The following is a 14,479-nucleotide window of genomic DNA, read 5'->3' on the forward strand; positions in this document are numbered from 1 at the left end:
GATCGAGTCCGCGTTACGGACGGTGCGGAGGCGCCCGGCCACGAACCCGCCGGGCGCCACCGGCACCCCGCCGACCGGCCCGGACCCGCGACAACCACCCGTCACACGGGAAGTGCCGGATCCGCGCGTCGCACCGGAAGTGCCGGATCCGCGCGTCGAGCGGGGGGTGCCGGATCCGCGTGTCGTACCGGCGGCCGGGGGACCGACCGCCCCGGGAGGAGCCGCACCCGAGGCGCCGGCGCCGGGGGATTCCGCGCCGCAGGTGTTCGAGCCCCGGCCGTGGGAGCCGAGTGCGTGGGAGCCGCGGCCCTGGGAGCTGCCCGCGCGGCCGGCGCCGACCCCGCCCGGCCCGGCGGAACCGCTCCCCCTCCGCGCCACGGGCCCGGCCGCGGCTCCGACGCCGCCCCCCGCCCCCTCCGTACCGCCGTCTGCGTCTCCGTCTGCGTCTCCGTCTGTGTCTCCGTCTGTGTCCCCGCCCTCTGCCCTACCCGCCGCCTACGCGTTCCCAGCAGCCGACCCGGACGCACTCGACGGCCTGGTGCCGGACACCGGCCTGGTACCCGACACCGTCCTGGACGGGGCCGGGTTCGGCTCCGTCGCCGTCCGGGCCGTCTCGCAGCGCGGCGACGACGCCCGCCAACGGGGTGAGGTGCGGGGCGAGGCATTCCTCACCGCCCGGTTCGGGGCGGGCCGGGACGCGCTGCTCCTGGTGGCCGTCGCCGTCGGACCGTCCGGTGGCGGGGAGGCCGCCCAGCGCGCGGCCCGCCACGTCTGCGCCTGGGCCGGCGACGTCGTCGGCCGCAACTCCACCCGACTGGCGCAGGACCTCCGCACCGGTCGGCGGGACGCGCTCAAGGCGGGTCTGCGGCGCCTCACCGACCGCGGTTACGGCAAGCTGCGCGGCCGGGCCGGGGAACCGGGGGCGGCGCCCGATGCCCACCCGGCCGCGCTGCGCTGCCTGTTGCTGCCCGCCGACCCGGACTGCCGGACGCGGGTGTTCTTCGGCGTCGGCGGGGGCGGGCTGTTCCGGCTGCGCGACGGCGGCTGGGAGGACCTGGAGCCCACCGCCGCGCCGGCGGAGGCGTCCCCCGCTCCCGCCGCTCCCCCCGCTCCCGCCGCACCGGCCGCGCCGACCCCGGCCGTGCCGTACGGGTCCGATGGCGCGGCGTTCCGCCCGGCGCCGTTCCGCTTCCGCACCGTGTCGGGGCGCCCGGGGGATGTACTGCTGTTGTGTGGCACCGGTCTGGCGGCGCCGCTCAGCGGTGACCCGGACTTCGCCGCCCGGCTCGCCGCCGCGTGGTCCGTCCCCGGGCCGCCCGACCTGGCCGACTTCCTCCCGGCCGTGCAGCCCCGCGGCGCGGGAGGCGCCAAGGACCGCACCGCGGTGGGGGTGTGGGAGTCGTAGCGGCCGCTCGTCGCCGGGGTACCGGGGCACCAGGGCACCGCGTCACCGGGGCAGGGAAAATCGGCAGCCCGAAATCCCGCCCCGGAAAATCCCGCCCCCGGAGGCGCCAAGCGTCCCCCCGTGGGTTGATAGGCCATGGGTTGACGGGTCATGGGCCGGGGAGAAGGAGCCAGCCGTCGGCCACCGTCCATGCGGCCGTTCGCCGTGGTGAGGAGGCTCGTCCCGTGGCCAGGCAGACCGTAGCCGAGCAGTTCATCGACATCCTGATGCGAGCCGGGGTCCGGCGGCTCTACGGGGTCGTCGGGGACAGCCTGAACCCGGTGGTGGACGCCATCCGCCGCAATTCCGCCCTCGACTGGATCCAGGTCCGGCACGAGGAGACCGCCGCGTTCGCCGCCGGCGCGGAGGCGCAACTCACCGGGCGGCTGGCGGCCTGCGCGGGTTCCTGCGGGCCCGGGAACCTCCACCTGATCAACGGGCTGTACGACGCGCACCGCTCCATGGCCCCGGTGCTGGCGCTGGCCTCGCACATCCCGTCCAGCGAGATCGGTACCACCTACTTCCAGGAGACGCATCCGGACCGGCTGTTCTCCGAGTGCAGTCACTACAGCGAGCTGATCTCCAGCACCAAGCAGATGCCGCGGGTGGTGCAGACCGCGATCCAGCACGCCGTGGGGCGGAGCGGTGTCGCGGTCGTCTCGCTGCCCGGTGACGTCGCCGCCCGGCAGGCGCCCGAACGCGCCTTCCAGCACGCCCTGGTCACCACTCGGCCCTCGGTCCGCCCCGGCGACGAGGAGATCGACGCGCTGGCCCGGATGGTCGACGAGGCCGCCAAGGTCACGCTGTTCTGCGGCAGCGGCACGGCAGGGGCGCACGCCGAGGTGATGGAGTTCGCGGAGCGGGTGAAGTCGCCGGTGGGCCACGCCCTGCGCGGCAAGGAGTGGATCCAGTACGACAACCCGTACGACGTCGGGATGAGCGGGCTGCTGGGGTACGGCGCGGCCTACGAGGCCACCCACGAGTGCGATCTGCTGATCCTGCTCGGCACGGACTTCCCGTACAGCGCGTTCCTCCCCGACGACGTGCGGATCGTCCAGGTGGACGTCCGGCCCGAGCACCTCGGCCGCCGCACCAAGCTGGACCTCGCCGTCTGGGGCGACGTCCGGGAGACGCTGCGGTGCCTCCTGCCCAGGGTGCGGGAGAAGAGCGACCGCAGGTTCCTGGACCGGATGCTGAAGAAGCACGCGGAGGCGCTGGAGGGTGTGGTCAAGGCGTACACCCGCAAGGTGGAGAAGCACGTTCCGATCCACCCGGAGTTCGTGGCCTCGGTGCTCGACGAGGAGGCCGACGACGACGCGGTCTTCACCGTCGACACCGGGATGTGCAACGTCTGGGCGGCCCGCTACCTCACGCCCAACGGGCGGCGGCGGGTGATCGGTTCGTTCAGCCACGGCTCGATGGCCAACGCGCTGCCGCAGGCGATCGGCGCCCAGTTCACCGACCGCCGCCGGCAGATCGTCTCGATGTCGGGGGACGGCGGCTTCTCGATGCTGATGGGCGACTTCCTGACCCTGGTCCAGTACGACCTGCCGGTGAAGGTCGTGCTCTTCAACAACTCCTCGTTGGGGATGGTGGAGTTGGAGATGATGGTCTCGGGACTGCCGTCGTACGGCACCACCAACCAGAACCCCGACTTCTCGGCGATCGCCCGGGCGGCCGGGGCGTACGGCGTGCGGGTGGAGAAGCCCAAGCAGCTGCGCGGGGCGCTGCGCGACGCCTTCCGGCACAAGGGCCCGGCGCTGGTCGACGTCGTCACCGACCCCAACGCGCTGTCCATCCCGCCGAAGATCAGCGCGGAGATGGTGTCGGGCTTCGCGCTCTCCGCCGGGAAGATCGTGCTGGACGGCGGGGTGGGCCGGATGGTGCAGCTGGCCCGGTCCAACCTGCGCAACATCCCCAGGGTGTGAGCAGCCCTCGGGCCCGCCGCCGGGTGCGCCCGCCGGAGTGCCCGACGGGCGGATCAGGCCGGTGGCGCCGGCGGGTGCTGGGGCCGGAGCCGCAGGGTGCGGATCTGGAACGGGCGCAGGGTGAGCGTCAGGTCCGAGGTCGGGCCCTCCTCCTCGTCCCGGAGCGGGCGTTCCAGCAGGTCGGTGCCGGTGGCGTGGGCGACGGGGAAGCCGGGGGAGAGGGTGCCGGTGGCCCGGCCGCCCTGGGACTCGTAGAGGCGGACGACGACGTCGCCGCTGCGGTCGTCGGCGAGTTTGACCGACTCGACGGTGAGGGCGGGGTGGTCGACGCGCACCAGGGGCGCGGCGTGCGGAGTGCCGGGGGCGGTGCGGAGCGGCAGGTTGAGGGCCAGACCGCCGGCGACGGCGTCGCCCGTCCCGGCGCCGGGCAGCAGCGCGTAGCGGAAGCGGTGGGTGCCCTGGTCGGTCTCCGGGTCCGGGCTGTGCGGGGCACGCAGCAGGGTGAGCCGGACGGTCGTGCCGACCCCCTCCTCGTGGGGGGTGCGGGTGACGTCGTGTCCGTAGGTGGAGTCGTTGAGGAGGGCGATGCCGTAGCCGGGTTCGGCGACCCTGAGCCAGCGGTGGGCGCAGATCTCGAAGCGGGCCGCGTCCCAGCTGGTGTTGGCGTGGGTGGGACGGTGGACATGGCCGAACTGGATCTCGGCGGTGGACCGTTCGGCCTGCACGTCCAGCGGGAACGCGGCCTTGAGGACCTTCTCCGACTCGTGCCAGTCGATGTCGGTGGTGATGTCCAGGCGGCGGGATCCGGCGTGCAGGGTCAGGTCCTGGGTGAGGTGGGAGGCGCCGAAGGTGCGGGTGACCCGCACGGTGGCGGAGAGCGGTCCGGCGGCGACCAGTTCGACGGCGTCGGCGGCGGTGAGATCGGTGTGCCGGTGGCGGTAGTGCCGGTCGAGGTCCCATGCGTCGTACTGGTTGGGGTGGTCGGGGTGCAGTTGGAGGAGGTTGCCGCGGGAGCCGGGCGCCAGGACTTCCCGGCCGGCGGCCAGGTCGCGTACGGAGGCCAGCAGGCCGTCGGCGTCGATACGGACCCGCAGCCGCCCGTTGTCGAGGGTGAGGTGGCGGGCGTCGGCGGTGGCGCGCACGGGCGCCGGTGCGGGCCCGGAGACGGAGGAGCCGGTGCCGGGCAGGGGGAGCGGGGCGGAGCCGAGGGCGGGGACGTGGACGGCGACGGAGGCCGGGCCCGCGGCGCCGATCGGCCCGTCGCCGGCGGGCAGTTCGACGATCTCGTGGCGGTCGTAGGGCGAGGCGTTGAAGACCGCGAGGCCGGGCGCCGCCGGGTCCGTCGTCCCGGCCGCCAGGGCCGCGAGGGCCCCTTCGGTCAGCGCGGTCAGCTCGGCCGTCACCGCCGCATAGGTGTCGCGGGCCTCGCGGTGCACCCAGGCGATCGACGAGCCGGGCAGGATGTCGTGGAACTGGTGCAGCAGCACGGTCTTCCAGAGGCGGTCCAGCGCCTCGTACGGATAGCGGTACGCGGCGCCGCCGGGCGCCCCGGCGGTGCGGACGGCCGCGGTCGCGGCCCACAGTTCGGCCTCCCGCAGCAGGTGTTCGCAGCGCCGGTTGCCCTGTTTGGTCTTGGCCTGCGAGGTGTAGGTGCCGCGGTGGAACTGGAGGTAGAGCTCACCGGACCAGACCGGGGCGCGCGCCCCGTACTCCTCGCGCGCGGCCTCGAAGAAGCGGGCCGGCGGCTCGACCGCCACGCGCGGGGAGCCCTCCAGGGACCGCAGCCGGCGGGCCCGCTCCAGCATCTCGCGGGTGGGTCCGCCGCCGCCGTCGCCCCAGCCGAACGGCACCAGGGAGCGGGTGGCCCGGCCCTGCTCGGCGAAGTTCTGTTCCGCGTGGGCGAGTTCGCGGCCATGGAGCTGGGAGTTGTAGGTGTCGACGGGTGGGAAGTGGGTGAAGACCCGGGTCCCGTCGATGCCCTCCCACCAGAAGGTGTGGTGCGGCATCCGGTCGGTCTGGTTCCAGGAGAGCTTCTGGGTGAGGAACCACTTCGCGCCGGCCAGCCGGGCCAGCTGCGGGAAGGCGGCGGTGTAGCCGAAGGAGTCGGGCAGCCAGATCTCCTCGGTCTCGACGCCCAGCTCCTCCAGGAAGAACCGCTTGCCGTGCACCAGTTGCCGGGCCAGCGCCTCGCCGCCGGGCAGGTTGGCGTCGGACTCCACCCACATCGAGCCCACCGGCACCCAGTTCCCGTTCCGTACCGCCTCCTTGATGCGGGTCCAGAGGTGCGGTTGGTGGTCCCGCACCCAGGCGTACTGCTGCGCCTGCGAGCAGGAGAACACCAACTCCGGGTATTCGGTGGCGAGTTGGGTGACGTTGGCGAAGGTGCGGGACGCCTTGCGGACGGTCTCGCGCAGCGGCCAGAGCCAGGCGGAGTCGATGTGCGCGTGCCCGGTGGCCGAGACGCGGTGCGCGCTGGCCTCGGCCGGGTGGCCGAGGACGTCCACCAGGGCGGCCCGCCCGGCGGTCGCCGTGCCGGCCACGTCGTGCAGGTCGAGCGCGTCCAGCATGTCCTCCAGCGCCCGCAGGATGCCGTGCCGGCGGGGGCGGTCGGCGGGCAGCTCGTGCATCAGCTCCGACAGCACCTCGATGTCGAGGACCAGCTGCCAGACGGTCTCGTCGAGCACCGCGAGGTCGGCGGCCGCGAAGCGGTACAGCGGTTCGCGCGGGGCGGTGCGGACGTCCCCGAGGTCGGTGGGCCGGAAGTCCCGCAGCACGGCGGGGTTGGCGGCGGCCTCCAGCAGCAGCCGGACCTCCTCGCCGCCGCGCGCCGGGGCGGCGACGGGGACGTGCCGGTTGCGCGGGTGGATGCCCTTGAGGGGCACACCGGCGGCGTCGTGGACCAGCCCCTCCGCCTGGAAGCCCGGCCCGTCGCCGGTGAAGCCCGGGTCGATGACGGCCTCCACCCGGCGCCCGGCCCACCTCGCGGGCACCTCACCCGTGAGCCGGAACCAACTCGTCGACCACGGCGGCCCCCAGGCGTCCCCGGCCGCGAAGGGCTCGTACGCGGCCGCCAGGGCGTCGGCCGCCGGCCGCGGTTCGCCCGGTACGTGCCACACCTCCAGCCGCAGCGGCCGCCGCGCCGCGTACTGCGCGGGCCGGATGTGCTGCCCGAGCGCCCGCGTGAGGCGCCCCTCCACCAGCAGTCGGTCGTCGTGCACAGCGGCTCCTCACGCTCGTACGGCCCGCGGGCCCGGCGCCGGCCCGCGGACCGGTCCGCTCCGGGCCGTCGCGGAACGTATACCCACCCCGGCCCGTCGGGGCCCGCCCCGCGGGGGTGCCGCAGACCGCCCCGCCCGGTCCGCGGCGCCGGCCGCCCGGCCGTGGAAGGCAAGCGGAAGCATGGCGGCGGGCCCGATGGGAATGCTGACCGTGAGGCTGTTCGAGGCAGAGCGCTGGTGGTTCGTTGGGGGCGGGGGAGAGCATGCGTCAGCGTGTGCGACGCGAGGACCGGAACAGACGGCGGCGAGCGGACGGGGGGATCGACGGCGGGGCGGTCGCGGTGCGGGCGCCCGGCGTGCTGGAACGGAAGGTGCGACAGGCCGATCTCCAGGCCGTCGGCGAGGTCCGCAGGGAGCTGCGGGAGTTACTCGGCCGCTGGGCGCCGCCGGACGGCGGGGCACCGGCGGATCCGGACGTGGCGGTGCTGCTGACCAGCGAGTTGGTGACCAATGCCCTGCTGCACACCGAGGGCGGGGCGGTGGTGACGGCGCGGGTCACCGACCGGCTGCGGGTGGAGGTGCGGGACTTCGCCGCACGGTCTCCCGAGCCGCGTGCGCCGACGGCCGACGGGACGTCGGGGCGGGGGTTGACGCTGGTCCGGGCCCTGTCGGACGCGTGGGGCATCCGGTCCGAGGGGGTCGGCAAGTGCGTGTGGTTCGAGTTGGGCGGCGGACCGGCCTGACGCGGAGCCGGGGGTGGGGGCCGGCGCGGTCCGCCACCGGTCAGCCGAATTGTCGTTCGATCTCGGCGAGTTTCTCCTCCAGGGAGTCCAGCCGGGGGATCGTCTGGGAGTCGTCCTCGGCGGTGAGGTCGACGGCGCCGCGACGGCCGGGCGCGGCCCCTTCGGGCTCGGCGCCGGTCACGGCCTTGAGGGCCGGCCGGGGCCGCTTGGCCGGGTCGCCGTGGTGCCGCGGCGACGGTTCGGCGGCGTCCGGACCGGCGGGCGGGGCCGCCTCCGCGGCGGGTGCCGCCGGTACTGCGGGCGCGCCCATCGTGACGGCGATCTGACGTCCGCGGCCCTTGCCCCACGAGCGGTGCTGCCGGTTGAGGGCCTTGATACGGGCCCGGTCGAGCTTGCCCTGCTCCCGCCTGCGCAGCCGGTTTTGGGCCTTCTCCCGCTTGTCCTCGCGGACCTCCTCGACCGCCTCGTCCAGCGTGCGGACGCCTTCCAGCAGCATCAGCGACCAGGCGGCGAAGGTCTCGCGGGGCGCCCGCAGCCACCGCACGATCCGGATCTGCGGCAGCGGGCGGGGCACCAGGCCCTGTTCGCGCAGCGCCGCCCGGCGGGTCTGCTTCAGTGCCCGGTCGAAGAGGACCGCCGCCGACAGCGACATCCCGGCGAAGAACTGCGGCGCGCCGGCGTGGTCCAGGCCGCGCGGGGCGTGCACCCAGTTGAACCACGCGGCGGCGCCGGCGAACGTCCACACCAGCATCCGGGAGCCGAGCGCCGCGTCGCCGTGGCTGGCCTCGCGCACCGCCAGGACGGAGCAGAACATCGCCGCGCCGTCGAGCCCGAACGGCACCAGGTACTCCCAGCCCCCGGTGAGGCCGAGGTTCTGCACGCCGAAGCCGACCAGGCCGTGGAAGGACAGCGCCGCGGCCACCGCGGCACAGCAGAACAGCAGCACGTAGGAGGCCGAGGCGAAGACGGTCTCCTTGCGGCGGCGGCGCTCCTCGCTGCGTTCCCAGGAGACGTCGGCGCCGGCCTGCCGGTCCGTGCGGCGGCCGCGCCGTACGAGGGCGGTGGTGGTCATGACCCCGGCGAGCAGTAGAAACGCCGGAATCAGCCAATTCAGCGATATATCGGTCATTCTCATTCCGGAACCCCTTGCTCAGGTTGCGGCACTTTCGCGGATTCGCGAGTGCGCGCGCCATCCTGGCGGAACCGGCCGCGGCCGCAACGGGTTTCGGAGCAAGAGAACGCCAAGGGGTGCCGGGGCGGTCGGTTGCGTGACTCGGAGTTCGAACTGCCCTGCTGTCAGGCGTAGTTGTGTGCGAGAAGCGGCTACCCGTGTGGGTGGCGGGCGGGTCAGGAGGTTGCGGTGAGGCGGCTGATGCGCTGCGCGTCGCAGGTGCGCGGGCAGGTGACGCAGGTGTCCTCGGGGCGCAGGGTGTAGTACATGCAGCAGCTGGCCCGGTCCCGGGTGGGCAGCGCGGCACCGTCCGGCCCGGTCAGCTCGCGGAACCCGGCGCCGGCCGCGTACGGCGCGGTGGCGCCCGGCAGCAGCCGCGCCAGTTCGGCCACCGCCCGCCGCTCCTCGCCCAGCAGGTGCCCGATGTACCAGAGCCCCTCGACGATCTCGTCGGACGCCATGCCCCACAGTGCCCGCGGGCCGCGCCGCATGCGGGTGCGGAAGCCGTCCAGGACGGGCCGCAGGTGGTCGGCGACCGCGGCGCGGACCTCGGCGCGCAGGGCCTCTTCGTCCGGTACCACCCGGGCGCCGGGCAGGGCCGCCGCCGGATCGTCCGGGAGGCATCCGAAGGAGTGCGCGCGTACCGCCATCCGGCCCAGCTCGCGGTGGAAGCGGACGTCCCCCGCGGACAGGTGCGGCACCCGGCGGTGCAGGAACCACGGGACGGTGATCAGCAGGCAGGCCGGCCAGGCATAGCGGTGCAGCGCGAAGCTCGCGACGACGTCGGGGCGGGCGGCCTGTCCGTAGTCACGGGCGATCCGGGCCGCCTCGTCGGCGAGGAAGGCGTCCAGTGCCGGCCCGGCCGCGGCCAGCGCGGCCGCGTCCAGCCAGCCGTCGCCGTCGGGCGGTGTCGTGCCCCAGAGCGTCACCCGCAGGTCCGGGAACACCTCGGCGAGCCGTGCGTAGGCGTCCCCGGCGGGGTGCGGGACGGCGGGGGTGGCGGGCGCGGCAGCAACGGCAGGGGGCATGCGGGAGACCACCGAATCGCGATCGTTGGCAGGTAAGGCTTACCTTATCCGAAATCCTTACCCGTCCCGGCGGAGGTGTGAACCGACGCTGCGGACGCTTATGGTGCTGGCAGCCGTCAGCAGGAGGAACCGTCATGGAGCAGGGCACAGTGGAGCCGCAGCCGGAGGCCCGGGTGTGGCTGCCCGCGCAGGCCGCCTCCGCCGAGCCGTACGGCGCCCGGGACCGCGGCGGCGCCGCGGCGGCCGCGCCCTGCACCCGGCCGCCCCGCCCGCGGCCGCGTCGGCACTCGGTGCGCGGCCAGGTCCTGGACGCCCTGCGCCGGGCACTGACCGTCGGCGAACTGCTCCCCGGCGAGGTCTACTCCGCACCGGCCCTCGGCGAGCGGTACGGCGTCTCCGCGACCCCGGTCCGGGAGGCCATGCAGCAGCTCGCCGGGGAGGGTGCCGTCGAGGTCGTGCCCAACCGCGGATTCCGGGTCTGCGAGCGCAGCTCCCGGGACCTCGCCGAGCTCTCCGAGGTCCGCACCATGCTGGAGCTGCCCGCGATCGTCCGGCTGGCCCGGGCGGTGCCCGCGGAGCGCTGGGAGGAGCTGCGCCCGCTGGCCGAGGACGGCGTGGCGGCCGCCGCCCGCGGCGACCGGGCCGGGTATGCCGAGGCGGACCACGCCTTCCACCAGGCGCTGATCGCGCTGACCGGGAACCGGCGGCTCACCGAGGTCACCGGTGGTCTGCTGCGCCGCGCACAGTGGTCGGCGGGCGGCGGCGGACGCCCCCGCACGGCCGATCTGCTGGCCGACGCCTCCGAGCACACCGCCCTGCTCGACGCGCTGGTCGCCCAGGAGCACGCGGTCGTGGAGCGGATCGCCCGCACCCACCTGTCGGCGGCCCGGCACCGGCACTGAGCCGGCGCGGCCGGGCGGGATCAGAAGACCGGCAGCAGCTCCGCCAGCGGCAGCGCCGCGACGTCCGCGGCGGGCCGGGAGACGTACAGCTCGGCGTGGTAGAAGCCGTCGGCCTCCTTGCCGCCGACGGTCAGTCCGCGGGCCGCCAGCGCGTCGAAGGCCGCCCGCCGCTCGGCGTCGTCGGCGAACCGCCGCTGCCGGAACGTCCGTGTGGTGAGCCGCTCGGTCACCAGCCCGGCGCGGGCCAGCAGCGCGGAGACCGGCCGGTACGACACGGTGCGCAGCACGAACGCGGCGACCCAGGGCGGCGCGGTGACGCAGTCGAAGAGCCGGGCGAAGGTGCGTGCGGTGATGTAGCCGACGCCGCCGGTGACGGTGATCAGGTCGGTGCCGGCCAGCGCCCGGCACAGTTCCGGGCTGGCGGCGTCGGCCTCCAGGTTCTCCGCGAAGCCGTCGTCGAGCAGCTCGGCCGCCACCGCGTAGCCGACCGCGTGTTCCGCCGCGTCGATGCCGGTCACCCGGGCCGCTCCGGGCCGGCGCCGGGCCGCGTAGAAGGTCCGGTCCGCGTGGGCCAGGCGGTCGCCCTCGGGGGCGTCCGGCCCGGTCGCGGTGTAGCGGTGGTAGAGGTCGTCGAGGGTCACGCGGTGGTTGAGCAGCGCCGCGTTGAGCCCGTACGAGCAGCAGAGGTCGACGACGCGGAGCGGTGGGCGGTCGCCGCGGTGGCGCTGGAGGGTGTCGGCCAGTGCGCGGAACACCGCCTGGCCGTGGTGCGGGATCTGGTACTCCAGGGGTTGCAGCGTGCTGAAGTACCGGCGCGGGTCGGGGCAGTTGTAGATCGCCTCGAAATGCGCCTTGCCCCAGTCGGTTCCGGTGCCGGTGTGGGTCACTCCTGCCACGGTGGGCCTCCTGAAGGCTCTGCCATTGGGAGCTGGTCGCGGACCAGGATCCAGGCCGCGCCGCCGGGCCGCAGTGCGACTTGTGGCCATTCTCGGGGCAGGTGGGGCGAGGCGCTACCGACCGGTCGGCGGACGGCCGCCGGGGGCAGCCACCGCGGCCCGGCCGATCCGCCGCCGGCGCAGCCCGGATCCGGCCATTCGGCCGGGGGAGCGGCATGGCCGAGGTCGGGCGGTTGACACCCGCGGCCCGCCCCCCGGACCCGACCTAGCCCGCCGTTGCCGCCGTCTCCTCCGGCGGGGGCGGCGGGAGCTGGCTCGCGAGCCAGGTGGGTACGCCGCCCATCAGGCGGAACAGCCGGGCGGCCTCGGTGCGCAGGCGGACCGCCTCGTCCTCCGGGGCGGCGTCGGCCAGGGCGGCCAGCGCCGGTGCGGTGCCGACCAGGAAGCCCAGCTCCTCACGGATCCGCAGGGACTCCGCGAAACCGTGCCGGGCCTCCGCCAACTCCCCGTCGCGCAGCGCCAGTCCGGCCAGGTGGCGCCAGGTGAAGGAGAGCAGCAGGGCGTCGCCGTGGGCGGTGGCGCCGGCGTGCGCGCGGCGGTAGGCGGCGCGGGCGGCGTCCGGGCTGTCGGCGAGGTGCTCGGCCATCAGGCCGCGCCGGAAGTCCAGCAGCGGGCGGCCGGCGGTGCCGGGGGCGAGCAGCGCGGCGGCCCGGCCGAGCGCCGAGCGTGCCTCGTCGGCCCGGTCGCGGACGCCCAGCACCGTGGAGGTGTAGGCGAGCTGGCCGCGCTCGCAGGCCGCGCCGCCGCGTTCGTCGTCGCCGCCGGCGAGCGCCTCCGCGGTGCGCAGCGCGTCCTCGGCCTCGGCCCAGCCGACGGCGGTGAACATGCAGCGCTCGACCAGCAGCGCGGCGCGGCGCAGGGCGGCGGGCGCCTGCCGGGCCGCGTGCGGTTCCAGGAGGGCGGCCGCGTCGAGCCAGCAGCCGCGGGAGCGCAGCCGCCACACGGCGCGGTCGAGGGGATCGTCCCCGGCGGGGCCGGCCGCCCCCGGTGCGGATGCCGGCCGTGGTGCCGGGACCGGTACCTGATCCGCGGACCTCATGGAATCCGCGGGATCCGCGGATCCGGACATGGCGGTATCCGCCACAGTGCCCTCCCCGAGCGCGCCATTGAGCGGGAATGCAGGATGCTGTGGGCGCATCTCAGCACGAATCCCGTCGCCGGGCCAAGGGGGTGGGTGAAAGATTTCACAATCGCGCGGGGCGGTCCGGGTGGCCGGTATGCGGTGGTTCGGCCGTGGCGCGGGGCGGTCCGATCGCCCGGCGTGGCAACGCCGTTGACGCGACGCCCCCCGATCGGGTGACCCCGGACGGCGTACGGCGGGCGGTGGCAGCGCACTTCCGCGCCGGGCCCGGTACGGAATCCGTACCGGGCCCGGCGCGCAGTCGACCTGAGGGAGCGTCAGCTCATCCGCAGTGCCAGGAAGAAGTCCAGCTTGTCCTCCAGGCGCGAGAGGTCACGGCCCGTCAGCTGCTCGATCCGGCCGACGCGGTACCGGAGGGTGTTGACGTGCAGGTGCAGGCGGGTCGCGCAGCGCGTCCAGGAGCCGTCGCAGTCGAGGAACGCCTCCAGGGTGGGGATCAGCTCGGCGCGGTGGCGGCGGTCGTAGTCCCGCAGCGGGTCCAGGAGCCGGGCGGTGAAGGCCCGGCGGACGTCGTCGGGGACGAACGGCAGCAGCAGGACGTGCGAGGCCAGCTCCTCGTGGCCGGCGGCGCAGACCCGGCCGGGGCGGGCGGCGGCGACCCGGCGGGCGTGCCGGGCCTCCTCCAGGGCGCCGCGCAGCCCCTCGGCGGAGTGGACGGAGGCGCTGACGCCGATGGTGAGCCGGCCGTCGCCGTCCAGGCCGCGGCCGAGCGGCTCCTGGATGACGCGCAGCAGCTGGTCGGCGTGGAGGCCGTCCGTCGTGGCGGTGTCGGTGGAGTCCTCCAGGACGGCGGGCAGCGGCACCAGGGCCACCGCCTCGTCGCCGGTGTGCGCCACCGCGATCCGGTCCGACGGCTCGGGGCCGAACGTGCCGGGGTCGACCAGCACCTCTTCCAGCAGGCTCTGCGCCACCGGGCCGCCGGGCACGTCGCCGCCCTCCCACTCGACCCGGGCCACCACGATCTGCCAGTGCGGGGCGGCGCCCAGGCCGGGCAGCAGGACCGGCGCGGCCACCCGCAGCCGGGCGGCGATCTCGGCCGGCGGCGCACCCGTCTGGACCAGCTCCAGGACCTCCTGGGCGAGTCGGCGGCGGACCGTGCGGGCGGCGTCCCGGCGGTCCCGTTCGACGGCGATCAGCTGGGTGACGCCGTGCAGCAGGTCCAGCCGCTCCTCGGACCAGTCGCCGGCGTCCGCCTCGACCGCCAGCAGCCAGTCGCTGAGCAGCGTCTGCCGCAGGTCACGGCTCTCGTAGCGGATCGCGAAGAGCGAGTAGGTGGCGCCGCCGAGGGCGATCCGCTGCGGGCCGCGGCGGCCGCTGCGGGCGGCCGCCAGGTGTTCGCCGGCCAGCCGGGCGCCGAGCTCGGCGGGCAGCTCCGGCCCGGCGCCGGCCAGGCTGGAGCCCGCGATCTGCCGGCCGGTGGGGGAGAGCACCCAGGCCCGCAGGTCCAGGTCGGAGCCGAGCAGGTCCAGGACCACTTCGGGGCCGCCGCCGGCCGGTCCGGAGGTCATCATCCGCCGGTGCCGGTCCACCACGGCGGCCAGGTCGCCGGCCCGCTCGCTGGAGACCTGCCGGACCACGTGCTCGGTGATCGAGGCGAACGAGACCGTCTCGTCGACCGAGAACAGCGGGAGCCGGTGCCGGGAGCAGGCCATGACGAGGTCGTCGGGGATGGCGCCCAGCTCGGCCTCGCCGGCCGCGAGCCCGGCGACGCCGGCGGCGGCCAGGATGCGGACGAACCGCTCGGAGTCCTCCGCTTCCCGGCGCCAGGCCAGGCCGGTGAGGACCAGTTCTCCGCCGGAGAGGTACCGGCTGGGGTCCCGCAGGTCGGTGGTCATCACGCCACGGACGGTACGGTCCAGCTCTTCCTCGCCCCCGAGGAGCTTCAGGCCCAGAGAGTGTGTGTCCAGGAGTGCGCGGAGCCGCATGACCTCGCCCGCCGTTCTGTGCT

General features: G+C 75.3%; 10 protein-coding genes. 4 read left to right on the forward strand and 6 right to left on the reverse strand.

Annotated features, from left to right (window positions below):
• The first annotated feature begins 466 nt into the window (after nt 1-466).
• Both CG747_RS49555 and CG747_RS18635 read left to right on the forward strand, forming a co-directional pair.
• Nucleotides 467-1,405 carry a protein phosphatase 2C domain-containing protein gene (locus CG747_RS49555; protein WP_257980516.1) on the forward strand — a complete coding sequence of 313 codons (939 nt, stop codon included), beginning with the start codon at nt 467-469 and terminating at the stop codon, nt 1,403-1,405.
• Nucleotides 1,406-1,629: 224 nt separating this feature from the next.
• Nucleotides 1,630-3,372, forward strand: coding sequence for a pyruvate dehydrogenase (locus CG747_RS18635; protein WP_100602879.1), 1,743 nt, complete (start codon nt 1,630-1,632; stop codon nt 3,370-3,372).
• Nucleotides 3,373-3,425: 53 nt separating this feature from the next.
• Here the strand turns inward: CG747_RS18635 and CG747_RS18640 are convergent, their stop codons facing one another.
• Nucleotides 3,426-6,590 carry a glycoside hydrolase family 38 C-terminal domain-containing protein gene (locus tag CG747_RS18640; protein WP_100602880.1) on the reverse strand — a complete coding sequence of 1,055 codons (3,165 nt, stop codon included), beginning with the start codon at nt 6,588-6,590 and terminating at the stop codon, nt 3,426-3,428.
• A gap of 359 nt (nt 6,591-6,949) precedes the next feature.
• Here CG747_RS18640 and CG747_RS18645 point away from each other — a divergent pair, with 359 nt between their 5' ends.
• Nucleotides 6,950-7,333: an ATP-binding protein gene (locus CG747_RS18645; RefSeq protein WP_100602932.1), complete on the forward strand. Its 384-nt coding sequence runs from the start codon at nt 6,950-6,952 to the stop codon at nt 7,331-7,333.
• 40 nt (nt 7,334-7,373) lie between these two features.
• Here CG747_RS18645 and CG747_RS18650 read toward each other — a convergent pair whose 3' ends face one another.
• On the reverse strand, nt 7,374-8,468 hold the full coding sequence (locus CG747_RS18650; RefSeq protein ID WP_100602881.1) for a DUF2637 domain-containing protein: 1,095 nt from the start codon (nt 8,466-8,468) through the stop codon (nt 7,374-7,376).
• A 212-nt stretch (nt 8,469-8,680) separates the two neighbouring features.
• Nucleotides 8,681-9,532, reverse strand: a complete 852-nt coding sequence (locus tag CG747_RS18655; protein WP_100602933.1) for a (2Fe-2S)-binding protein — start codon at nt 9,530-9,532, stop codon at nt 8,681-8,683.
• 134 nt (nt 9,533-9,666) lie between these two features.
• Between CG747_RS18655 and CG747_RS18660 the strand changes: the two genes are divergently transcribed.
• Nucleotides 9,667-10,434: a GntR family transcriptional regulator gene (locus CG747_RS18660; protein ID WP_100602882.1), complete on the forward strand. Its 768-nt coding sequence runs from the start codon at nt 9,667-9,669 to the stop codon at nt 10,432-10,434.
• Nucleotides 10,435-10,454: 20 nt separating this feature from the next.
• On the opposite strand, the gene CG747_RS18665 is transcribed toward CG747_RS18660, so the two are convergent.
• From CG747_RS18665 to CG747_RS18675, 3 genes are all read right to left on the reverse strand, one after another.
• Entirely contained in the window at nt 10,455-11,321 is an 867-nt protein-coding gene (locus tag CG747_RS18665) for a hypothetical protein (RefSeq protein WP_100602883.1), read from the reverse strand.
• Between the two features lie 274 nt (nt 11,322-11,595).
• Entirely contained in the window at nt 11,596-12,429 is an 834-nt protein-coding gene (locus tag CG747_RS18670; protein WP_257980517.1) for a hypothetical protein, read from the reverse strand.
• Between the two features lie 359 nt (nt 12,430-12,788).
• Nucleotides 12,789-14,456 carry a PucR family transcriptional regulator gene (locus CG747_RS18675; protein ID WP_100602884.1) on the reverse strand — a complete coding sequence of 556 codons (1,668 nt, stop codon included), beginning with the start codon at nt 14,454-14,456 and terminating at the stop codon, nt 12,789-12,791.
• Nucleotides 14,457-14,479: the final 23 nt, after the last annotated feature.

The sequence above is a fragment of the Streptomyces sp. CB02959 genome (assembly GCF_002803155.1).
Classification (GTDB): Bacteria; Actinomycetota; Actinomycetes; order Streptomycetales; family Streptomycetaceae; genus Streptomyces.

Bases quoted from the DNA above. Each gene is read 5' to 3' on its own strand.
- CG747_RS18650 (WP_100602881.1), bottom strand. From the start codon at position 8,468: ATGAGAATGACCGATATATCGCTGAATTGGCTGATTCCGGCGTTTCTA.
- CG747_RS18655 (WP_100602933.1), bottom strand. From the start codon at position 9,532: ATGCCCCCTGCCGTTGCTGCCGCGCCCGCCACCCCCGCCGTCCCGCAC.
- CG747_RS18660 (WP_100602882.1), top strand. From the start codon at position 9,667: ATGGAGCAGGGCACAGTGGAGCCGCAGCCGGAGGCCCGGGTGTGGCTG.
- CG747_RS18670 (WP_257980517.1), bottom strand. From the start codon at position 12,429: ATGAGGTCCGCGGATCAGGTACCGGTCCCGGCACCACGGCCGGCATCC.
- CG747_RS18675 (WP_100602884.1), bottom strand. From the start codon at position 14,456: ATGCGGCTCCGCGCACTCCTGGACACACACTCTCTGGGCCTGAAGCTC.